The following is a 21,856-nucleotide window of genomic DNA, read 5'->3' as shown; positions in this document are numbered from 1 at the left end:
GTGGGCATCACGTCGCTCAGCCAGCGCTCGGATTGGTGCAGGTGACCTCGGGGGACGCGGAGTAGCGGGTCGACCAGGACTGCCGGTCCACCTCACTGCCCGAGGCGCTGAGCACCCGGGTGACCGTGATGTCAAAACCCTCCTGGGGGCTCTGGTGCAGACAGTTTGGGCTGTCATCGGTGTGCCTCTCGGGGATCACCACGTTGGCGCGGCCGCCGGTGATCGTCTCCACGGCATACTGGCGGTCGCCCCAGAAGGTCATCACGATGTCGGAACCGTCGATATAGGTCTGGATCAGCACCGGGGTGTCGGTGTCGTTGGTCCACCTGTTGTCCAGCACGCCGACGGCGATGGTCGCTTCCTTGCCCACCGGGTAGCGCGAGATGTAGTAGGAGTGCGGGTGCCACTCATCCAGCTGCAGGCCGGCGTCCCACGCCGCGTTCAGGACCGTGGTGGAGACCTGCGAAAGGCCCCCGCCCATCCCCATCACCAGGCGGCCGTCGCTGATCACACCAGCCTCGACATAACCCCGCTCCTTGGAGATCGGCGCCAGCGTCTCCGCCAGGCTGAAGGTCTCTCCCGGGTAGACGACGGTGCCGTTGACATGGCCCAGTCCGACCCGGATGTTCTCGGTCCTGGCCTCGTTGGAGGGGCCGCCGGGGAACTCGCTGCGGAAGGTCGTCATCTCGGAGATGTCCCACTGCTGCGCGTCCTCGTCGGTGATCGTGGGGCGGACATCCTTGGTGCTGGCCTTGACCAGGCGTTCCTCACCCGTCTTGGACAGCGCCGCCTCGATGCCCTTGACCAACTCGTCCTGGTCGACGACCTGCCCAGCACGCGCCTTGGTGATGACCGCCCGGCCGTTGTCCAGCACCAGGCCGGCGTCGCGCGGAGACACCGTGGCCTCGTCGAGCTGCCCACTGACCACCTCGAGCAGCCCGTCCGTGTCGAGTTCGAGGGACAGGACGTGGTCCGGGGACTCGGCGACAGTGAGCAACCGGGCCAGCTGGTTGGTGCTGATGCTTGACGTGTCGCCGTCGACGTCAACCGTGATCGGCTCGGCGAGGGCCGGCCCGGCGACCTCCTCGGCGAAACGGTCGACCTCGGCCTGGGTGAGCGTGGGCTCGGTCGGGGTGACCACGCCGGTGACCGTGGCGTCCTGGGGCCAGCCGAGCTCGATCAGGTCGCTGGTCGCGGCGACGTCCAGCTCGCGGCCCGGCAGCGAGTCGGTGGTGCGCACCTCCCCCAGGCTGAGCCAGACGCTGCCGTTGGTCGGCTCGATGCTGACATCCCCGCTCACCCCGTCGACGGCCGCCTCCAGTGCCGCGCGGTCGACCGTGACCCGCAGGGGCAGGTCCTTGCCGTCGTCGGTGATCCGCTCCCACATGATCCGTGGGTCATAGCTGACCTGGGTGATGCCGTCCAGCGTGCTGTCCAGGTCGAACTCGAGTCCTGCCGCGGCGGGGTCGATGGTGAACCGGTCGCCCTCGACCTCGATGACGACCTCCTCGGTGGCGAGGTCCTGCAGCCGGCTCTCCAGTGTGTCGTGGGCCGCCTCCGGGCTCTGTCCACCGATGTCGACGCCTTCGACCACGGTGCCGTTGGGGATCCGGTCGCCGAGATACTGGGCCGCGAAGTAGTAGCCGCCCCCGAGCACCAGCACAGCGACCAGCGTGCGGACCAGGATGCCGATCCACTCGTTGCGCTGCGGCTCCTCAGGCAGGTTCTGTCGTTCGCTCACGCGGGTTCTCTCTTTGCTCGGATCCGAGCCGGCGACGGCTCAGGGCTCTGTGGCAGTATGCCGTGCCCCTCTGACGCAGACGCGTCACGAGCAGCGTGGCGTTGTCCGACGCGCACGGATCGATGCCGAATAGTTATCTGGCGCGTCCGGCCGACCCCACCCGTCGTCTCCCAAGGACGTCACTGGCCAGGTCCTCCTGCACCGTGCGGACCAGCGTCGCGGCGACACTGATCGCGATCACAGCGGGTTGCTTGCCCGGCACGTCGGCCAGGCCGATGGGGCTGGTGATCGTGGCGACGGCGGCCTCGGTGTGGCCGGCCTCGAGCAGGCGCTTGCGGAAGCGCTGCCACTTGGCGGAGGACCCGATGACACCGACCGAGCCGAGGTCTCCACGGCGCAGGGCGGCCTCGCACAGCACCAGGTCCTCGGCGTGGTCGTGGGTCATCACCAGGACGTGGGTGTGCGTGGGCAGGGTGTCCAACACGGTCTCCGGCGCCGGCGCGTGCGTCAGGTGCACGTCGGCGAGGGCGTCGCAGACCAGCGCGCGGGACGCCTCCACCTGTCCCTGGCGGCTGTCGACGAGGTGGAGCACCAGCGGCAGCCTGGCCAGGATCCGGCCCAGCTCCTGGCCGACGTGCCCGAGCCCGAAGACCGCCACGACGGGGCGGGCCGGCAACGGCTCGAGCAGCAGGCTGACCTCACCCCCACAGCACTGCCGCCCGAACTCGGTGCGGGCGTGCTCGTTGAGGGACACCTGCACCTGCTCGGGGTCCGAGGTGCCCGCGGCCAGGAGTCGGCGGGCGCGGGCGACGGCGCTGGCCTCGAGGTTGCCGCCCCCGATGCTGTCCCAGCTCTGCTCGGAGCCCACGACCATCTTGGCGCCGGCCTCCCGGGGGGCGTGGCCGCGCACCGCAGTGACGGTGACCAGCACCCCCGAGCGTCCCTCGTCCCGCAGGTGCCGCAGGGCCGACAACCAGTCCATCAGTCCACCATCCGGATGTCCGCCAGAGCCTTGGGCGCCGGTCTGTCAACCCGTCGGCTGTCAACCCGTCCCGCCGCACGAGCCGCCTCCACCGCCCAGAAGACCGCCTCAGGGGTCGACGGACAGCCCAGGTCGACCATGTGACCGGCCGGCCCGAACGCCGCGACGGCCTGCCGCAGGGCCTCCCGCACGCTGAACGCCAGCATGAGCGGGGGCTCCCCGACGGCCTTCGAGCCATAGACGGCCCCGTCCTCGGTGGCTCGCTCGAGCAGGTGCACGTTGAGCTCGGCGGGCAGCTCGGAGAAGGACGGCAACTTGTAGGTGCTCGCGGCCTGCGTCGTCAGACGTCCGCGGCCCTCACCCTCGGAGGTGTCCCAGCGCAGCTCCTCCAGGGTCAGCCACCCCACGCCCTGGACGAAGCCACCCTCGATCTGCCCGATGTCGACCAGCGGTGAGAGGCTGTCGCCGACGTCGTGGACGATGTCGGCGCGCAGCAGGCGGTAGGCGCCGGTGAAGCCGTCCACCTCCACCTCGGAGACGGCCGCGCCGTAGGCGAAGTACTTGAACGGCTCACCCTGCATCCGGGTCACGTCCCAGTGCAGCCCCTCGGTGCGGTAATAGCCGGCGGCGAACAGTTGCACACGGCGCAGGTAGGCCTCCCGCACGACCTGCCCCCACGGCATACTCCCCTCCCCTCCGCTCACCGTCCCGTCGCTGATCGCCACCTGCCCCGGGTCGACACCGAGCAGGTCCGCGGCGACCACGGCGAGACGGTCCCGGATCTGCTCGCACGCGTCCTTGACCGCGCCACCGTTGAGGTCCGACCCCGAGCTCGCGGCCGTCGCCGAGGTGTTGGGCACCTTGTCGGTGCGGGTCGGCGCCAGCCGGATGGCACTCAGCGGCAGGCCCAACGCGGTCGCCGCGACCTGGCGCATCTTGGTGTGCAACCCCTGTCCCATCTCAGTGCCACCGTGGTTGATCAGCACCGACCCGTCCTTGTAGACGTGCACCAAGGCGCCCGCCTGGTTGAACGCAGTGAGATTGAACGAGATGCCGAACTTCACTGGGGTGCAGGCAATTCCGCGCTTGTGGTGGGGGCTGTTGGCGTTGTGTGCCGCGATCTCGGTATGCCGGGTGGCCAGGTCCGCCCGCGAACTCACCTCGTCGATGACGAGCCGGAGCCGCTCCGCGTGACGGACCGGCTGGCCATAGGGCGTGCTCTGCCCGGGCTGGTAGAGGTTGCGGGCGCGCAGCTCGCCCGGGTCCAGGCCCAGGGCCGGCGCGCAGCGTCCGAGGAGGTCCTCCATCACCAGCATGCCCTGCGGACCTCCGAAGCCCCGGAAGGCCGTCTGCGAGGTCTTGTGGGTCTGGGCAATCCGCCCATGCACCTCGATGTCGGGCACGAAGTAGGCGTTGTCGACGTGGCACAGGGCCCGGGCGAGCACCGCCTCCGACAGGTCGAGTGACCAGCCTCCGTCGGAGGTCAGGGTCGCGCGCAGCCCCTGTAGGTGGCCCTGGCCGTCGAAGCCGACCTCCCAGGTGGCGTGGAACGGGTGGCGCTTGCCGGTCATCGTGATGTCCTGCGTGCGGTTGAGGCGCACCCGCACGGGACGGCCGGTGAGCACAGAGCCGAGGGCCGCCACCGCCGCGAGGCCGTGGGGCTGCATCTCCTTGCCGCCGAACCCGCCACCCATCCGCAGGCACTGCACGGTGACCTCGTGACTGCGCAGCCCCAGCACGTGCGCCACGATCTCCTGGGTCTCCGTGGGGTGCTGGGTGCTGCTCTGCACAAAGACCTGGCCGCCCTCGTCCACCAGGGCCAGCGCCGCCTGGGTCTCGAGGTAGAAGTGCTCCTGCCCCCCGAACTCGAACTCGCCGGAGAAGCGGCGCGTGGACCTGGCCAGGCCGGCGTCTGCATCACCGCGGGAGACGGTGCGGTGCGCACCCTGGAAAGACTCCTGGGCGATCGCCTCGGTGAGGGTGAGGACCGACGGCAGCGGCTCGTAGGTCACTGCGACAGCCTCGGCCCCCAGGCGCGCCGACTCGAGGGTCTCGGCCAGGACCCAGCAGACGGCGTGCCCGTGATACATCACCTCCGCGGGGAAGAGCGGCTCGTCGTCGCGGATCCCGGCGTCGTTGGTGCCGGGCACGTCGGCCGCCGTGAGGACCCGCACCACTCCGGGGACGGTGAGGGCAGGGGCGGTGTCCAGGGCGGTCACCGAGGCGTGGGCGTGGGGTGCCTGCACCGGCCAGGCGTGCAGCACGCCCGGGGTGCGCCCGACCAGGTCGTCGGTGTAGAGCGCCGCGCCCGTGACGTGCAGGTCGGCACTCTCGTGGGCGACCGCCTGACCCACCGCGGGCTGTGGGGGTCGCTGCGCCAGGGGCGTGCTCATCGGTCCCCCCCATTTTCAGAGTGGTTTCGTAGGCCGAACCCGTCTTTTTGCAGTGGTTTCGTCGGCCCCTGCTCGTCAAAGAACCGCAACAACGCCTGCTTGAGCATGGCGCTGCGATACCGGGCGCTCGCGCGGTGGTCGTCCAATGGGGTGCCTTCGTTGCCCATCACCTCGGCGGCCCGCGTGGCGGTGGTCAGGTCCCAGGCCTGACCCACCAGCGCCTGCTCGGTGGCCAGCGCCCGGACCGGGGTGGCGGCCACCCCACCCAGGCCGATGCGCACGGACTCGACGACGCCGCCCTCAAGGGTCATCGCGATGGCGACCGCGACCGAGGAGATGTCGTCAAAACGGCGCTTGGCGATCTTGTAGAAGGCCGTCCGGGGCGCCAGCGGCAGGGGGACCCGCACGGCCCGGATCAGCTCTCCGGCCCGACGCACGCTCTGTCGGTAGCCCGTGGAGTACTCCGCCAGCGGCACCTCCCGCTCCCCAGCCGCGGAGGCCAGCACGAGGTCGGCGTCCAGCGCGAGCAGCACCGGCGCGGCGTCCCCGATCGGCGAGCCGGTGCCCAGGTTGCCGCCGAGCGTGGCGGCATTGCGGATCAGCCGGGACGCGAACTGCGGGAACAGGTCCGCCAGCAGGGGCACCCGCCCGGCCAGACCGCGTTCGATCTCGCTGAGGGTGAGGGCGGCGCCGATCTCGACCATACCCTCGTCGACGACCAGGGTGCGCAGCTCCTCCAGCCGGTCGATGGCCAGCACGAGCGGGGAGCGCGTATGCCGAAGGTTGCGTTCGACTCCCGCGTCCGTGGCGCCGGCGAGCAGGACAGCATCGGGACTGTCCGCCAGCAGGGAGAGGAGGGTGGCCAGCTCCGTGGGACGGACGAACTGCCCGTCTCGCTCGCGCACCGCGGTGGCTGCCGCCATCGGGGCTGCGTGCTCGCGACGCGCTGTGAGGGGGTCGGCTGGGTCCGGGTCGCCCAGGGCATAGGCGGCGTCCCGGATCGGGCGGTAGCCCGTGCACCGGCACAGGTTGCCGCTGAGCGCGTGCAGATCAAAGCCGTTGGCTCCACACTCGGGCGAGTCCGGACCGGCCTGCGGCGCCCGCTCGGGGCGATAGAACTCAGCAGCCATCGCGCAGACAAACCCCGGGGTGCAGTAGCCGCACTGAGAGCCACCGCGGTCCGCCATCTCCCGCTGCACGGGGTGGAGCTCGGCCCCCTGCCCGGGGGTCGGCCCGGCACCCAGACCCTCGCTGGTGACGACCTCCTGCCCGTCGAGGGCGAGAGCAGGGGGCAGGCAGGCGTTGACGGAGGTCCAGCGGGTCTGCCCTGGGACGTCGGGTCGGGCCACGAGGACCGCACAGGCGCCGCACTCCCCCTCCGCGCAGCCCTCCTTGGCGCCGGTCCACCCCTGCTCGCGCAGCCAGTCCAGCAGGCTGACGTGGGGGGATGCGGCGCACGCGCGCGGCGTGCCATTGACGATGATGCTGCTCGAGCCCATCGGCGTGCTCCTTCCGGCCGCGGCCGCGCGGGCGTCCTCGACCGCGCGGTGCATGGTTCGGTGCACTTCCGCGACCACCGGTTATCCATGCGAACGATGGCCGCTGTGAGGATCGAGCATAGTCCTGGCACCTGGTGTCCGGGCTGACTGCCGCCTGCACGAGCCGTGGTATGCCGTGGGGCAGCTGCGCGTCAGCCGCCTCCCGACGACGTCGGGCAGGTCAGGCACGGGAAGTCAGCGTGGTCCTGTCCCACGACCTCTCGCGACGAGGCGCACGCCAGCGGCCGGATCGGGCCTACCAAACCCCTGCAAAAAGGCGGGTTCGACCGACGAAACCCCTCCAAAAATGGTTTAGTCCAGGTGCCCATAACGACCGCGGAAGTGGACCAGCGCCGGGTCCACGCGCGGCGGGACCTCCAGGCCGACGACCTCCCCGACGACGAGGCTGTGGTCACCGGCGGCGTGGATGCCGGTCGTGCGGCACTCGAAGGCGGCCAGGGCACCGTCGACCAGAGCCACTCCGGTGGCCGCGCCGCGGTGGTGCGCCACCCGGTCGAGCTGCCCGTGCAGGGGCCGTCCGGGCGTGCTGAGCCAGGACGCGGCGGCCTTGGCGTGGTGCCCGAGGATGCTGATGCCCCACACCCCGGACTCGCTCACCGCGTCGTGCCAGCGCGCCGCGCGCTCCACGGAGATGAGCAGCAGGACGGGGTCGAGCGAGACGCTGGTGATCGAGTTGGCGGTCATCGCGTGGTCGTGCTGTCCCGCGAAGGTGGTGGCCACGGTCACCCCGGTCGCGAACCGGCCGATCGCGCGGCGGTAGACCTGGGGGTCGACCGGGGTCGGTCCGTTGGGTCCGTCGACGTTCACACGCTCTCCTCTCCCCGTCAGCTCCCCTGGCTCAGCCATCCTGCCTCACCGCAGCAGGGCACCGGTCTCCGGGTCAAGCTCGGCATAACCCTCCCGGCCGGGCAGCCGGGCGGCGATGTCGTTGGACAGGGCGTAGTAAGGCGCCGGGGCGTCCTCCAGGATCGTCACCTGGGTGGGGTGCTCGCGCAGCGCCGCCACCTGCGCGCTCACCGCGGCCGGGTCCTCGACGGCATGGGTGACCAGCGTGTCGTCCACGACCGAGGGCGGGAAGGGGTCCTCACCGCCAGGCACGGTCAGTCCGTTGCCGGCCGGCACGTGCTCGGCCAGCCACGCGCGGTCCTCCAGTGCCCAGGATCGCGGCGTCAGCACCGCAAACAGCCTCGGTCGCAGCCGCTCGGGCAGCGCGGCGACTGCGGCCACCGTCACCCGGTGGGTCTGGATGTGGTCGGGGTGGCCATAACCACCCTCCTGGTCATAGGTCAGCACCAGGTCAGGCAGGAGTATGCCGAGTCGTTCCGCCAGCAGTTCGGCGCCCTGGTCCACCGGCGCGCCGGCGAAGGCGAGCGGGTGCGCCGCGGCGTCGGACCCAGCCATGCCGCTGTCCCGCCAGCGAGGCTTGGTCAGCCGGCTGGAGCCGGTCGCGAGATAGTCGTGCTCGGCCCCAAGCCGGGCCATCGCGGCATCCAGCTCGCGGGCCCGGTGCGGACCGAGGGCGGGGTCCCCCTCAAGGTGCGCCAGCTCGATCGGGATGACCTCTCCCTCCTCACCCAGGGTGCAGGTGATCACGTGCACCCGGTCCCCCCGGGCGACGTGGTGGGCCAGCGCGAGACCGGTGGCCAGCGTCTCGTCGTCGGGGTGGGCGTGGACGGCGACCACCCGCAGCGGCCGGTCGGGCACCTCACCCAGGGCCTCCGCCAGCGAGGGGCGGGCGGTGGGCGCCGTGGTGGTGTCGTGCCCGACCGGGATGTCGTGCCCGACCGGGATGTCGTGCCCGACCGGGATGTTGTGCTCAGTCACGATTCTTGGCGCGGGCGGCGGACCGGGCCCGCAGGTTGTGGTCCAGGACGACCTTGCGGATCCGCACGGCTTCGGGCGTGACCTCCACGCACTCGTCCTCGCGGCAGAACTCCAGGGACTGCTCCAGGGACAGGTTGCGCGCCGGGATGAGCCGCTCCAGAACATCAGCACCCGCCGAGCGCACGTTGGTGAGCTTGCGCTCCTTGGTGATGTTGACGTCCATGTCATCGGCGCGGGAGTTCTCCCCGACGATCATGCCCTCGTAGACCTCGGTGGTGGGCTCGAGGAACATCGAGCCGCGCTCCTGCAGGTTGAACATCGCGTAGGTGGTGGCGACACCGGTCCGGTCAGAGACCAGCGAGCCGGTCTGCCGGGTGCGGATCTCTCCGAACCACGGCGAATAACCCTCGAAGACGTGGTTGGCGATGCCGGTGCCGCGGGTCTCGGTCATGAACTCGGTGCGGAAGCCGATGAGGCCGCGTGCCGGCACGATGAAGTCCATCCGGATCCAGCCGGTGCCGTGGTTGGACATCTGCTCCATGCGGCCCTTGCGCGCAGCCAGCACCTGGGTGATCGCGCCGAGGTGCTCCTCGGGGGCGTCGATGGTGAGGCGCTCGACCGGCTCGTGGATCTTGCCGTCGATCTCCTTGGTGACCACCTGCGGCTTGCCGACGGTCAGCTCGAAACCCTCGCGGCGCATCTGCTCCACGAGGATCGCCAGTGCCAGCTCGCCACGGCCCTGCACCTCCCAGGCGTCGGGGCGCTCGGTCGGCAGGACCCGCAGGGACACGTTGCCGATGAGTTCCTTGTCGAGCCGGTCCTTCACCAGGCGGGCGGTGACCTTCGATCCCTTGACCCGACCGGCGAGCGGGGAGGTGTTGGTGCCGATCGTCATGCTGATGGCTGGCTCATCCACGGTGATCAGCGGGAGTGGACGGGGGTCGTCGACGTCGGCGAGGGTCTCACCGATGGTGATCTCGGGGATGCCCGCGATCGCGATGATGTCGCCGGGGCCAGCGCTGGTGGCCGGGACGCGCTCGAGAGCCTCGGTGAGCAGCAGCTCGGTGATCTTGACCTTCTGCATGCTGCCGTCGCTGCGACACCAGGCCACCTGCTGACCCTTGTTGATCGTGCCGGAGCGGATCCGGCACAGCGCCAGGCGGCCCAGGAACAGGGAGGAGTCCAGGTTGGTGACGTGCGCCTGCAGGGGCACCTCGGGGTCATAGGTCGGTGCCGGGATGGTGTCCAGGATGGTGCGGAACAGCGGTTCCAGGTCGCGGCTGTCCGGCTGCTCGCCGTCGGACGGCCGGGTGAGGCTGGCCCGCCCGGACTTGGCCGAGGCATAGACGATCGGGAACTCCAGGGCGGCGGAGTTCTGGTCGGCGTCGTCCAGCAGGTCCATGAACAGCTCGTAGACCTCCTCGGTCACCGCCTCGATGCGCGAGTCGGGCCGGTCCACCTTGTTGATGCACAGGATGACGGGCATCCGGGCAGCGAGCGCCTTGCGGAGGACGAAGCGGGTCTGCGGCAACGGGCCCTCGGAGGCGTCGACCAGCAGGACGACCCCGTCGACCATGGACAGGCCGCGCTCGACCTCGCCACCGAAGTCGGCGTGGCCGGGGGTGTCGATGATGTTGATCGTGACGCCCCCGTCGATGCCGAGCTCCTGTGCCGCCGGGCCGTTGTAGTGCACGGCCGTGTTCTTGGCCAGGATCGTGATGCCCTTTTCACGCTCCAGGTCACCGCTGTCCATGACCCGCTCGACGGTGTGGGACTCGGCGTCGTGTCCGGTGAACGCGCCGGCCTGCCACAGCATGGCGTCGACCAGCGTGGTCTTTCCGTGGTCGACGTGGGCAACGATGGCGACATTCCGGATGTCGTCGCGATTCTTCAAGGGCATGTGGACAATTTTCTCATCCCGGGAGGCATGGTCGGGACACCCGCATGCTGAACCACCTCCCAGCAGGGCCCGGGGCGCTTGCCTCAGGGCTCGAGCGAGGCACGAACGGCCTCGACCATGGGGGCGTTGCTGGCCAGCCACGGCACCGCCGAGAGCTGGCCCCTGGCGAGCCAGCGCAGCGCGTCGTGATCCTCGAGGGGCCGGGGCTCACCCAGCGGCACGGCCCACCACAGCACCAACGTGAGGCCGGGGACCGACAACGGCCAGCGACCCTCCCGGGGCCCGGCGATCTGCTGCCCGAGCTGTATGCCGACCCCCAGCTCCTCACGCAGCTCACGTCGCAGGGCGGTCACCGGATCCTCCTCCGGCTCGACCTTGCCGCCGGGGAACTCCCACTGACCCGCCAGGGCAGGAGGGGCCGAGCGTCGAGCGGCCAGCAGCCGGGTCGGGCGGGTCAGGTCATCGACCAGCGCCGCGGCCACCACGAGTTGAGCAGTCACCCCGTCACGCTAGCTCGGCATCGATTTGGTCAAGGTTCAGCATCGATCGGCGTGAACACCTACCGCGCACGGGGGGACGGGCTTACCTTGAGCCTCATTGCAGTCTGGCCCCGGTCCCCTCCGGGCGCCCCACAAGGAGGCAGAATGACTATCCGCAAGATGGCGGCCATCGCCGGGACGGCCGCACTGGCGCTCGTCCTGACGTCGTGCGCCGAGTCCGATCGAGACGACGGCAACGACGGTGCCAATGGCGGCGACAACGCCGCCGAGGACAACGCCGATGGCACCGACTCAACAGCTGGCGGTGACGCCGGCGCGTCCGACGCCACGTTCATCTTCGGAGCCGCGGGCGCCCCGACGACGTTCGACCCGTTCTATGCCAGCGACGGCGAGACCTTCCGCGTCACCCGCCAGATCTTCCAGAACCTCATCGGCATCCAGCCCGGCGGCACCGAGGCCGTGCCGGAGCTGGCCACCGAGTGGACCAGCAGCGACGACGGCCTGGTCTGGGACTTCACCATCCAGGAGGGTGTGAAGTTCCACGACGGCACCGACCTGAACGCCCAGGCGGTCTGCGACAACTTCGAGCGCTGGGCCGACCAGAACGAGGCGGGCATGAGCCCGTCGGGTGCCTACTACTACGGCAACGACTTCGGCTTCGGCGACGACTCGCTCTACGGCGGCTGCGAGGCCACCGAGGACTACACCGCACAGGTCACCGTCACTCGCGTGACCGGCAAGTTCCCGATGGTCCTGTCGCAGTCCTCCTACGCCATCCAGTCCCCGACCGCGATGGAGGAGTACGACGCCAACGGCATCGCCCTCGAGGGCGAGGCGTTCACCTTCCCGGAGTACGCCCAGGAGCACCCGACCGGCACCGGTCCGTTCAAGTTCGAGGAGTACGACAACTCCGCGGGCACGGTGACCATCACCCGCAACGATGACTTCTGGGGCGAGCAGGCCGGCGTCGGCACCATCGTCTTCAAGATCATCGCCGACGAGAACGCCCGTCGTCAGGAGCTCGAGGCCGGCACCATCCACGGCTACGACCTGCCGAACCCGATCGACTGGCAGGCACTCGAGGACGCGGGCAACCAGGTCCTCATCCGTGACCCGTTCAACGTCCTCTACCTGGCGCTGAACCCGGTCGCCGACCCGCAGCTGGAGGACCCGCTGGTCCGTCAGGCGCTCTACCACGCACTCAACCGCGAGCAGCTCGTCACCTCGCAGTTGCCGGAGGGTGCCACGGTGGCCACCCAGTTCATGCCGGACACGGTCAGCGGCTGGAATGCCGACATCCCCGCCTACGAGTACGACGTGGAGAAGGCCAAGGACCTGCTCGAGCAGGCCGGCAAGTCCGACCTGACCATCGAGCTGTGGTACCCGAGCGAGGTCAGCCGCCCCTACATGCCGGACCCCCAGCGCATCTATGACGCGGTCAAGGCGGACTGGGAAGCGGCCGGCATCACGGTGGAGACGGTCACCAAGCCCTGGTCCGGTGGTTACATCGACGACACCCAGGCCAGCCGCGCCCCGGCCTTCTTCCTGGGCTGGACCGGTGACCTGAACTCGGCGGACAACTTCCTGTGCGCCTTCTTCTGTGGTGACGACAACCAGTTCGGCACCTCGGCCTATCCGTTCCACGACGACCTGCAGGCACAGATCTCTGCGGCCGACGCGGAGCCGGATGAGGCAGCGCGCACCGCGCTCTACGAGGAGCTCAACGCCAACGTCATGAGCGGCGACTGGCTGCCTGGCCTGCCGCTGTCGCACAGCCCGCCGGCCATCGTCGTGGGTGCGAACGTCGAGGGCCTGGTCCAGAGCCCGCTGACGGCCGAGGACTTCTCGACAGTCACGATGAGCGAGTGAGGCGACACCGCCCGATCACGCGTCTATCCTGACGCGACAGGTCAGATGACGGGCTGGGCTGCACAGGCCCAGCCCGTCATCATGTCGAGACAGCCGACTGCCCCCTGGAGGTCCAGTGCTGAAGTTCATCATCCGCCGGCTGCTGCAGGCCGTGCTGGCGCTCTTCGTGCTGAGCATCTTGCTCTTCGCGTGGTTGCGTTCCCTGCCTGGCGGGGTCGTCAGCGCGCTGCTCGGCGAGCGCGGCACGCCAGAGACCGCCGCCCAGCTCACGGAGCAGCTCGGTCTCAATGACCCCATCTTCGTCCAGTACTGGCGGTTCCTGAGCCGCGCGGCGCAGGGCGACTTCGGCATCTCCAACGGCGTCTACCGCGGGGAGCCGGCACTGGACGTCTTCATCCAGCGCTTTCCCGCCACGCTCGAGCTGAGCATCTTCGCCATCGCCCTGGCCCTGATTCTGGCCATCCCGTTGGGCTACATCGCCGCCCGGCGACGCGGCGGTCCGCTGGACACCGGCAGCGTGATCTTCTCCCTGATCGGGGTGGCCGTCCCCGTCTTCTTCCTGGCCTACGTCCTGAAGTACATCTTCGCCGTGCAGCTGGGCTGGCTGCCCCCGTCAGGGCGGCAGACCGTGGGCATCAACGCCACCCACATCACCAATATGTATGTCCTGGACGGCATCATCACCCGTGAGTGGGATGCCGCCTGGGACGCCCTCAAGCATCTGATCCTGCCAACCTTGGCGCTGGCCTCGATCCCCTTCGCCATCATCTTCCGCATCACCCGGGCGGCGGTGATCGACGTGATGGACGAGGACTATGTGCGCACCGCGCGCGCCAAGGGACTGCACGCCAAGACCATCCGTGGGCGACACATCATGCGCAACGCCCTGATCCCGGTCGTGACCATCGTCGGACTGCAGATCGGTGCCCTGCTCGCCGGTGCGGTGCTGACCGAGAAGGTCTTTGCCTTCCAGGGCATCGGTCAGGCCCTGGCGATCGGGTTTGAGCTACGCGACTACCCCGTCCTCCAGGTGCTGATCCTGATGGCCGCCCTGATCTATATCCTCGTCAACCTCCTGGTGGACATCGCCTACGCGGTGATCGATCCGCGCGTCCGGACCAAGTGAGGAGCCACTCGTGAGTGATGACCTACCTGTGACGGACCGCAGCCTGTCCACCACCGCCGGCGGAGGCGAGTCCTCCCGGCACGGCCTCGGGAGCCGCAAGAAGGCCCGCATCGACGCCCTGGCTGAGGCCGGGTCGCTCTCCGACGAGGAGGGCGTGAGCCTGTGGCGCAGCGCCTGGCGGCGCCTGCGCCGCGACCCGGTCTTCCTGATGGGCCTGGTGATCACCGGCATCTTCGTCCTCATCGCGATCATCGCGCCCTGGATCACCCCCCACGACCCGACGGCCCGGCTGCTGATCACGCAGATCACCCCGGCCACCCCCATCCCCGACCCGCAGCCGGGGTTCCCGCTGGGGGGTGACGACGCCGGCCGCGACCTGCTCTCCCGGCTCATCGCGGGCTCCCGCCAGACGCTGATCGTCGGGGTGCTGGCCACCCTCGGCGGTCTGGCCGGCGGCATGATCCTCGGCACCATCGCCGGCGGGCTCGGCGGCTGGGCCGACACGGCGGTGATGCGCGTCGTCGACGTGATGCTGTCCATCCCCAGCCTGCTGATGGCCTTCTCGATCGCGGCGCTGTTCGCCCGACCGAGCCAGTGGACGGTGATCTTGGCCATCGCGATCATCCAGATCCCCATCTTCGCCAGGCTCCTCCGGGGGTCGATGATGGCCCAGCGGCACAGCGACCACGTGCTGGCCGCCCGAGCGCTCGGGGTGCGCCACCCGGCGATCGTCTTCCGGCACATGCTGCCCAACTCCATCGGCCCGGTCATCGTGCAGGGCACGCTGGTCCTGGCGGTCTCGATCATCGACGCGGCGGCACTGTCCTTCCTCGGCCTGGGCAACCCCAACGACGCCGTGCCCGAGTGGGGCCAGATGCTCGGCAAGGCCCAGGAGTTCTTCAACTCCTACCCGCACATCGCCGTCTACCCGGCCGTGTGCATCATCGTGGTCGCGCTCGGCTTCACCCTCATGGGTGAGTCGTTGCGCGAGGCCCTCGACCCCAAGTCACGGAGGTGATGACAGTGACGACACCCACCACTGCTCCGCTCCTGGAGGTGGAGGACCTGCGGGTCACCTTCGGAGCCAAGGGCAAGAAACAGTTCACCGCCGTCGACGGTGTGTCCTTCGGCGTCGCGCCGGGCCAGACGGTCGGCCTGGTCGGCGAGTCCGGCTGCGGCAAGTCCGTGACCTCGCTGGCGATCATGCGGCTGCTCCCCCACCGGGGCAACACGGTGACCGGCTCGGTCCGCTTCGCCGGTGAGGACCTCCTCACCCTCTCCGACGCCGCCATGCGGGACCACCGCGGCGCCGAGCTGGCGATGATCTTCCAGGACCCGCTGAGCTCGCTGAACCCGGTGGTGCCCGTGGGCCTGCAGGTCACCGAGGTGCTCAAGCGCCACAAGGGCATGAAGGGCGCGACCGCCAAGGCCCGCGCCACCGAGCTGCTCGACAAGGTCGGCATCCCCGACCCCACCCGGCGCCTCACCGACTACCCGCACCAGTTGTCCGGGGGCATGCGCCAGCGGGCGCTCATCGCGATGGCCCTCGCCTGCGAGCCACGACTGCTCATCGCCGACGAGCCGACCACGGCGCTGGACGTCACGATCCAGGCCCAGATCCTCGCGCTGCTGCGCGAGCTGGTCGAGGAGTCCGGCACCGCGCTGATCATGATCACCCACGACCTCGGAGTGGTCGCCGGCCTCTGCGACGAGGTCAACGTGCTGTATGCCGGTCGCATCGTCGAGCGATCCGACCGGCACCCGCTCTTCGAGACCCCGAGGCACCCCTACACCGGTGGGCTGCTCGCCTCGATCCCCCGGCTGGACGACCCACGGGGACGGCGTCTGACGCCGGTGCCGGGGTCGGTCGCCGACAACATCCCCTGGGAGGGCGGCTGTGCGTTCGCCCCGCGCTGTTCCAGCGAGGTGGCGGCCTGTCGCACGACGACTCCAGAGCTGGTGCCTGACCCAGAGGTCGGCGGCAACCGGTTGCTGCGGTGTCACAACCCGCTGCCGCCGGACGGGTCGGTCCTGGTGCGCACCGCCGAACCGGTCGAGACGGAGGCAAGCTGATGAGTGAGAACACCCCCGACCAGCCGGGACACCGTGTCGAGTCCCCCGTCGAGGACGCGGTGGAGGAGCAGACCGGCCACGTCGCCACCGGCACCGGCACCGGCAACCGTGAAGTGCTGGTGGACGCCCGCGGCGTCAAGGTCCACTTCCCGATCAAGCGCGGCGTGATCTTCGACAAGACCGTGGGCCACGTCTACGCCGTGGACGGCATGGACCTGCAGATCCGTCGTGGCGAGACCTACGGGTTGGTGGGCGAGTCCGGCTGCGGCAAGTCCACCTTCGGGCGGGCGCTGCTCCAGCTGGAGGAGCTCACCGAGGGTGAGGTCGTCTTCGACGGCGTCGACCTGGCTACGCTCAAGGGTGAGGCTCTGCGCAAGCAGCGGCAGCACATGCAGATGGTCTTCCAGGACCCGCTGGGCAGCCTCGATCCGCGGCAGACGGTCGAGCAGCTTCTCCTGGAGGGCATGCGGGCCCACAACATGGTCAAGGGCGGCGGGGCCACCGAGCGGCTCGCCGAGCTGCTGCAGGCGGTCGGCCTCCCCCGGGCAGCCCTCAACAAGTACCCACACGAGTTCTCCGGAGGCCAGCGTCAGCGGGTCGGGATCGCCCGGGCGCTGTCGGTCGACCCGAAGCTGATCGTCGCCGACGAGCCGGTCAGCGCCCTGGACGTCTCGGTGCAGGCGCAGGTCGTCAACCTTCTTGGGGACCTCCAGGAGGAGTTCAACCTGACCTACCTGGTCATCGCCCACGACCTGGCGGTGGTCCGGCACATCAGCGACCGGGTCGGGGTGATGTATCTGGGTGCGCTCGTGGAGGAGGCGGACGCCGACGACCTCTACGCCCAGCCGCTGCACCCCTACAGCCGGGCCCTCATGTCCGCCGTCCCGGTCCCGGACCCCGTGGTGGAGGACACCCGGGAGCAGATCCTGCTGGCCGGTGACCTGCCCAGTCCGGCCAATCCCCCCTCCGGATGCCGCTTCCACACCCGCTGCCCATGGCGGCAGGAGACCCGGTGCGACACCGAGCGTCCCGAGCTGCGCGTCGTGCAGATCGACGGTGCCCCGCAGAGCCACCGGGTGGCCTGCCACTGGGCCGAGCAGATCGCGAGCGGTGAACTGCAGCCGCACGAGGTCTCGGTCGAGCTGACCGACACCACCGCGGTGGAGTCCAACGTGCCCGACGATGTCGCTCCGCCCACCGCCGCCGACATGGCCTGATCCAGCAGCACGGCGCGGCACATCTACGCCAAGGCGTGGATGTGCCGTTCGGACACGTGCTGGGCTAGATTGCGGCAATGAAGCCCTGCGTGCTCGTGGTGCAACACGAGGACCTTGCCCCACTGGGGTGGTTCGAGGACTGGCTGACCGCCGCCGGTCTCGAGCTGGACGTCCTGGCGGCCCACGAGGGTCGGGCGATCCCGGCCGCCCTGACCGAGCACACCGGGTTATTGGTGCTGGGCGGGGACATGGGCGCCTACGACGACGCCACCACCAGGTGGCTGGCACCAACTCGCGCACTGATTGCCACGACCGCGGCAGGGGGTGCACCCTTCCTCGGGATCTGCCTGGGCCACCAGCTCGCGGCCGTGGCCCTCGGGGGCACCGTGGAGCGCAACCCGCACGGCCACGGCACCGGAGTGACGCCCTACTCCCCCACCCCCGAGGCAGCCACTGACCCGTTGTTTGGTGCACTGCCGGCGGGACAACCCGGCATCCAGTGGAACAACGACGTCGTCACCGACCTCCCACGGGGCGCGACCCGGCTGGCCAGCTCACCCGACGGCACCATCCAGGCGGCGCGGTTCGGTCCCCTCGCGTGGGGAGTGCAGTTCCACCCGGAGGCCTCACCGGCCATCTTCCGGAGCTGGACGACAGACAAGCCATCGGCGCACGAGGCACGCGAGGACGGGATCGACGTCTTCGCCGCCGCCGACGCGGTCGAGGCGCGATCGGGCGCGCTGCGTCGGGCTTGGGAGCCGCTGGCCCGACGCTGGGCGCGCATCGTCAAGGATGCTGCCCGGACCTGACCGTGCGGGCGGCCCCACCCCTCAGTCGGAGGCGCGCGCCTTGACGATGATGACCGGGCACTGCGCGGTGCGCAGGATGCGTTGGCTGACCGAGCCGAGCAGCTTGCCGGAGAATCCCCCGAGCCCGCGGCTGCCCATCACCAGCAGGTCCGCGGCCTCCGACCTGGCGATCAGCGTCCGGACAGCACGGTCGTGGACGATCTCCACCTCGATCTCCACCTCGGGGTAGTCCCGCCGGGCGCTGGCCAGCGCCCGGTCGACCAGGTCAGCCTGACGCTGCTGGATCGCGGCAAACTGCTCCTGGTCGGACTCGGTGACCACAAAACCGTCGACGACCTCCAGCCCCCAGGTGTTGACTGCGACGACCTTGACGCCCCTGGCACGGGCCTCCTGGCAGGCGATGCGGGCGGCGACGGCACTGTCCGCGCTGCCGTCGACGGCGACCATGATCACCCCGTGGGAGTCCCGGTTGCCGCTGTCTGGTGGCACGACGGCCACCGGGCTGGTGGCGTGCATGGCCACCCCCAGGGAGGTGGATCCCAGGATCAGCTCTGAGAGGGTGTTGCGGTGCCCGGTCCCCACCACGAGCAATGCCCCCTCCTGGTGCGCCAGCAGTGACTTGACGTTGTCTCCAACGACCTCGACGGGGTGGACCTCGAGCTCGGGGAACTCCTCCCGCACCCCGTCTGCGGCCTGCGTGAGCATGGAGTGCGACTGCGTGTTGTCCCGCAGCACGGTGCGAGTCGCCTCGTCCGCGTCGGCCACGACTCCACGGGGCAGCCCCGCGACCTCCTCCACCGCGTGCACCATCGTCAGCGGCACCCCGTGCAGCTCCGCGGTCCGGGCGGCCCAGCGCACGGCGTCGCCGCTCGTCTCCGGCGCGTCCACACCTACGACAACGTGTCCCTTGGCCATCACGCCACCTCCCGTTGTGCCTGATCAGGTAGGTCCAGTATGTCGCACCGACACACCGGCGGCACCGCAGGCTCCTGATGCGTCACTCTGGACCGACGGGGCAGTCACCGCCGCCCTGACCATCTGGGCCAGCCTCCACGGCGTCCACCAGGATTTGAGTATCGATCCTCATCGATCCGTTCCACTGCCCGCACCTGGGGGCACACAGAATCAGCCTGCGACTTCAACACACAGAAGAGGTTGCCCTCGGGATCCGTCAGCGTCACCCGCCCGGTGCCCGGCGCGTACTGCATGAGCCTCCTCCGACGTCTCAAACCCTCCAACCCCCACCCAATCCTCAACGCGCTCCGTGACCGACCGCCACGCCGCGCCCGCCACGTCTTGCAGCCGGTTATGTCTCTTCCAGCCGGTTATAACCAGCTCGAAGAGACATATCCGGCTCTAAGTCAGCGGTGATGGCCAGTGGGGCATGGCGACGGAGCAGGCTCGCACGTGGTCACACGCTCCACGTGACGGACTGTCACCCACGTGCGGTGGACCGTCGCTCGTCGGGGTCGCCAGCATCCTTGACATAGCCGAGCACGGCCTACCACCAGAGCGAGAGGGCATAGGCGTCCCGGCAGTCGATCGTCGTGTGCGAGATGAAAGACGCCAGGCCCGCAGCCTCTCCCGCGTCCTGGCTGCGGGCAACCCCATAACGGTGCCCCCCCCCTACACCTAACGGTGCCCCCCTACGACCTAACGGTGCCCCCCTACGACGTTGCTGCGAGCAGGCGCTGGCCCAGTTCGCGCACCGCGGCCGTCAGCTCCGGGCCCGAGACGACGCGGAACGGGACGGGCAGGCAGGCCAGGCGCTCGGCATACGACAGCGGGTTGCTGGTGCTGCCACTGAGGCGGGTGGTCTGGGCGTCGACCACGCTGAGCGCGCCCAGGGCCCGGCCGAGGACGCGTTCGCACTGTGCCAGGGAGCCGTCGATGAGGACCTCGGTGGGGTACTCCCACCCGGCGCCGAGGTGGCGCTCCAGCGCCTCGACGGGGTCCAGGTCCGCCGGCGGTTCGAAGGTGTCGGCCCGCACGGTGGACGACTGCACCCGATCCACCCGATAGGTCCGCACCGCATCCCGCTCGAGGTTGTGGCACAGCAGATACCACCGGCCATAACGCACCACCACCGCCCAGGGCTCCACGGCGCAGGTCCACGCGTTGCCGGACTCCGAGCGATAGTCCAGGTCCACCACACGGCGCTCGGCGCAGGCGCGCACCAGGGTGGCGGTGGTCTGTGGGTCGGGACGCGCCGCGCCGCGGTCGGGGGCCGCCGCAGCGGTCCGACGCACCGACTCCGCCTGTGCTGCAATGCGTTCGGGCATGGCCCGCAGGATCTTGCCGAGCGCCGCGCCGACCGGGTCGCCCGGATCGTCAGCGGCGTGATGACCGTCCAGGACCGCCATCACCAGCGCGAGCGCCTCACTCTCACTGAAGAGCACGGCCGGGAGACGCAGGCCACGACCCGGGCTGTAGCCGCCAGTCGGGCCACTGGCGGAGACGATCGGGACGCCCGCCTCACGCAGGATCGCGACATACCGCCGGGCGGCCCGCGAGCTCACCCCGAGGCGGTCGGCGAGCTGGTCTGCGGTGATGCCCGGCCTGCTCTGGATCAGCTCGAGGGCCAGCAGGGCACGGGCGGTGGGGCTGACCTCGGATGTCATCGCTTCTGCCTCCCTGCAGCGGATCGTCCGGGTCGATCCTACGGCCGTCGCGCGCCGGGTCGGACGCCTCGGATCGGTCAGGACGACCCGGTCGGCGCCCACTCCACCTGGGGCGCCTACGCTGAGCGGCGCCCACCCAGCCGCCCTCGAGGAGCACGCCATCAGCACCGCGACCGTCCCCGCCCCCTCCGCCGCAGCCCGTGAGCAGTCGCAGCTCCGGCTCGCGGCACTCGCCACCCCTCCGGGGGCCCTGGGACGGCTCGGCGACATCGCGGTCTGGCTCAGTTCCACCCAGGGCCAGGTGCCACCGATCCCGCTGACCAACGTGCGCCTGGTGATCTTTGCCGGCGATCACGGCGTGGCCCAGCACGGGGTCTCGGCCTTTCCACCGGAGATCACCGGCGCGATGGTGCGCACCTTCCTTGCCGGCCGCGCCGGGGTCAGTGCGCTGGCCCGCACCCACGACGTGCACGTGCGCGTGCTCGACCTCGGCTGCACCGACGACTTCGCCGATCTCGAGGCTGGGGTCCGCGCTGATCTGCAGGCGCACAAGGTGCGCCGGGGCAGCGAGCCGATCCACCTGGCAGATGCCCTCACCCAGCAGCAGTATGCCGACGCCTGGGTGGCCGGCGAGACCGTCGCCCGGGAGGAGCTCGGGCAGGGCGCCGACCTGGTGATCAGCGGGGACATGGGCATCGGCAACACCACCCCGACCGCCGCGCTGGTGGCCGCCGCGCTGGCGCTGCCGGGCAGCGCGGTCGCCGGTCGCGGGACCGGCGTCGACGACGCGGCCCTGACTCACAAGGCCGCCATCGTGGACCAGGCTCTGGCCCGCCTCGGGGACCGCACCGATGACCCGGCCGAGGCGCTGAGGGTCCTGGGCAGCGCCGACCTCGTCGCGACGACCGCCTTCCTGGTGACGGCCGCGCGGGCTGGCGTCCCGGCCCTGCTGGACGGACTCATCGGCGTCGCGTGCGGCCTGCTCGCCGACCGGATCGCCCCCGGGGCCGCCGCCTGGTTCGCGGCCGGGCACCGCTCGCCGGAGCCGGGGCAGTCCCTGGCCCTGCAGTCGCTCGGCCTGTCGCCCCTGCTGGACCTGGGGATGCGCCTGGGTGAGGGATCTGGGGCGGTTGCCGCCGTTCCGCTGCTGCACAGCGCGGTGGCGCTGCTGCGCGACGTGGCTCTGCTCGAGGACCTCGGGTGAGCAGGCTCCGGGCGGGAAGCGCTCGACCGGGGCAGTCC

17 protein-coding genes are annotated in these 21,856 nt (G+C 70.3%); 7 read left to right on the top strand and 10 right to left on the bottom strand.

Features of this window, described 5'->3' with window-relative positions:
* Positions 1-16: 16 nt before the first annotated feature.
* The 8 genes from FNH13_RS05570 to FNH13_RS05535 all read right to left on the bottom strand — a co-directional run bounded on the left by FNH13_RS05570 (position 17) and on the right by FNH13_RS05535 (position 10,899).
* Positions 17-1,741 carry a VanW family protein gene (locus tag FNH13_RS05570; RefSeq protein WP_143782558.1) on the bottom strand — a complete coding sequence of 575 codons (1,725 nt, stop codon included), beginning with the start codon at positions 1,739-1,741 and terminating at the stop codon, positions 17-19.
* Between the two features lie 133 nt (positions 1,742-1,874).
* Complete coding sequence (gene xdhC / locus FNH13_RS05565; protein WP_143782557.1) at positions 1,875-2,723, bottom strand: xanthine dehydrogenase accessory protein XdhC; 849 nt, start codon at positions 2,721-2,723, stop codon at positions 1,875-1,877.
* Positions 2,723-5,116, bottom strand: coding sequence for a xanthine dehydrogenase molybdopterin binding subunit (xdhB, locus tag FNH13_RS05560; protein WP_143782556.1), 2,394 nt, complete (start codon positions 5,114-5,116; stop codon positions 2,723-2,725). The genes xdhC and xdhB overlap by 1 nt, the downstream gene beginning before the upstream one ends.
* Entirely contained in the window at positions 5,113-6,615 is a 1,503-nt protein-coding gene (locus tag FNH13_RS05555) for a xanthine dehydrogenase small subunit (protein WP_143784951.1), read from the bottom strand. The genes xdhB and FNH13_RS05555 overlap by 4 nt, the downstream gene beginning before the upstream one ends.
* Positions 6,616-6,966: 351 nt before the next feature.
* A complete protein-coding gene (locus tag FNH13_RS05550) occupies positions 6,967-7,482 on the bottom strand; it encodes a flavin reductase family protein (protein WP_228266601.1) in 516 nt (171 codons plus the stop codon).
* A 45-nt stretch (positions 7,483-7,527) separates the two neighbouring features.
* Positions 7,528-8,499: a PIG-L family deacetylase gene (locus tag FNH13_RS05545; RefSeq protein WP_228266600.1), complete on the bottom strand. Its 972-nt coding sequence runs from the start codon at positions 8,497-8,499 to the stop codon at positions 7,528-7,530.
* Positions 8,492-10,399 (bottom strand): translational GTPase TypA, encoded by a 1,908-nt coding sequence (typA, locus tag FNH13_RS05540; protein ID WP_143782554.1) that lies wholly within the window; start codon positions 10,397-10,399, stop codon positions 8,492-8,494. Before typA ends, FNH13_RS05545 begins: the two co-directional genes overlap by 8 nt.
* Before the next feature lie 83 nt (positions 10,400-10,482).
* A complete protein-coding gene (locus FNH13_RS05535; RefSeq protein WP_143782553.1) occupies positions 10,483-10,899 on the bottom strand; it encodes a (deoxy)nucleoside triphosphate pyrophosphohydrolase in 417 nt (138 codons plus the stop codon).
* A gap of 144 nt (positions 10,900-11,043) precedes the next feature.
* Between FNH13_RS05535 and FNH13_RS05530 the strand changes: the two genes are divergently transcribed.
* The 6 genes from FNH13_RS05530 (at position 11,044) to FNH13_RS05505 (ending at position 17,993) form a co-directional block, all read left to right on the top strand.
* On the top strand, positions 11,044-12,768 hold the full coding sequence (locus tag FNH13_RS05530) for an ABC transporter substrate-binding protein (protein ID WP_143782552.1): 1,725 nt from the start codon (positions 11,044-11,046) through the stop codon (positions 12,766-12,768).
* 115 nt (positions 12,769-12,883) lie between these two features.
* The gene (locus tag FNH13_RS05525; protein ID WP_143782551.1) at positions 12,884-13,894 is read left to right on the top strand and encodes an ABC transporter permease; all 1,011 of its coding nucleotides are present in this window, start codon (positions 12,884-12,886) and stop codon (positions 13,892-13,894) included.
* Positions 13,895-14,003: 109 nt separating this feature from the next.
* Positions 14,004-14,912, top strand: coding sequence for an ABC transporter permease (locus FNH13_RS05520; RefSeq protein ID WP_267873013.1), 909 nt, complete (start codon positions 14,004-14,006; stop codon positions 14,910-14,912).
* 5 nt (positions 14,913-14,917) lie between these two features.
* Complete coding sequence (locus FNH13_RS05515) at positions 14,918-15,967, top strand: ABC transporter ATP-binding protein (RefSeq protein WP_407669950.1); 1,050 nt, start codon at positions 14,918-14,920, stop codon at positions 15,965-15,967.
* A complete protein-coding gene (locus FNH13_RS05510; protein WP_143782549.1) occupies positions 15,967-17,184 on the top strand; it encodes an ABC transporter ATP-binding protein in 1,218 nt (405 codons plus the stop codon). Before FNH13_RS05515 ends, FNH13_RS05510 begins: the two co-directional genes overlap by 1 nt.
* Positions 17,185-17,261: 77 nt before the next feature.
* A complete protein-coding gene (locus FNH13_RS05505) occupies positions 17,262-17,993 on the top strand; it encodes a type 1 glutamine amidotransferase (protein ID WP_143782548.1) in 732 nt (243 codons plus the stop codon).
* Between the two features lie 21 nt (positions 17,994-18,014).
* On the opposite strand, the gene FNH13_RS05500 is transcribed toward FNH13_RS05505, so the two are convergent.
* Both FNH13_RS05500 and FNH13_RS05490 read right to left on the bottom strand, forming a co-directional pair.
* Entirely contained in the window at positions 18,015-18,908 is an 894-nt protein-coding gene (locus FNH13_RS05500) for a universal stress protein (RefSeq protein ID WP_143782547.1), read from the bottom strand.
* 752 nt (positions 18,909-19,660) lie between these two features.
* Positions 19,661-20,614: a helix-turn-helix transcriptional regulator gene (locus FNH13_RS05490; protein ID WP_143782546.1), complete on the bottom strand. Its 954-nt coding sequence runs from the start codon at positions 20,612-20,614 to the stop codon at positions 19,661-19,663.
* Here FNH13_RS05490 and cobT point away from each other — a divergent pair.
* Positions 20,592-21,818, top strand: a complete 1,227-nt coding sequence (gene cobT / locus FNH13_RS05485) for a nicotinate-nucleotide--dimethylbenzimidazole phosphoribosyltransferase (RefSeq protein ID WP_228266598.1) — start codon at positions 20,592-20,594, stop codon at positions 21,816-21,818. The genes FNH13_RS05490 and cobT overlap by 23 nt on opposite strands.
* The last annotated feature ends 38 nt before the right edge of the window (positions 21,819-21,856 follow it).

It is taken from the genome of Ornithinimicrobium ciconiae, from assembly GCF_007197575.1.
GTDB lineage: Bacteria > Actinomycetota > Actinomycetes > Actinomycetales > Dermatophilaceae > Ornithinicoccus > Ornithinicoccus ciconiae.
This window is presented reverse-complemented; position numbering and strand designations above follow the sequence as displayed.

Bases quoted from the DNA above. Each gene is read 5' to 3' on its own strand.
- FNH13_RS05530 (WP_143782552.1), top strand. From the start codon at position 11,044: ATGACTATCCGCAAGATGGCGGCCATCGCCGGGACGGCCGCACTGGCG.
- FNH13_RS05505 (WP_143782548.1), top strand. From the start codon at position 17,262: ATGAAGCCCTGCGTGCTCGTGGTGCAACACGAGGACCTTGCCCCACTG.
- xdhC (WP_143782557.1), bottom strand. From the start codon at position 2,723: ATGGACTGGTTGTCGGCCCTGCGGCACCTGCGGGACGAGGGACGCTCG.
- FNH13_RS05490 (WP_143782546.1), bottom strand. From the start codon at position 20,614: ATGACATCCGAGGTCAGCCCCACCGCCCGTGCCCTGCTGGCCCTCGAG.
- typA (WP_143782554.1), bottom strand. From the start codon at position 10,399: ATGCCCTTGAAGAATCGCGACGACATCCGGAATGTCGCCATCGTTGCC.
- FNH13_RS05500 (WP_143782547.1), bottom strand. From the start codon at position 18,908: ATGGCCAAGGGACACGTTGTCGTAGGTGTGGACGCGCCGGAGACGAGC.
- FNH13_RS05555 (WP_143784951.1), bottom strand. From the start codon at position 6,615: ATGGGCTCGAGCAGCATCATCGTCAATGGCACGCCGCGCGCGTGCGCC.
- xdhB (WP_143782556.1), bottom strand. From the start codon at position 5,116: ATGAGCACGCCCCTGGCGCAGCGACCCCCACAGCCCGCGGTGGGTCAG.
- FNH13_RS05510 (WP_143782549.1), top strand. From the start codon at position 15,967: ATGAGTGAGAACACCCCCGACCAGCCGGGACACCGTGTCGAGTCCCCC.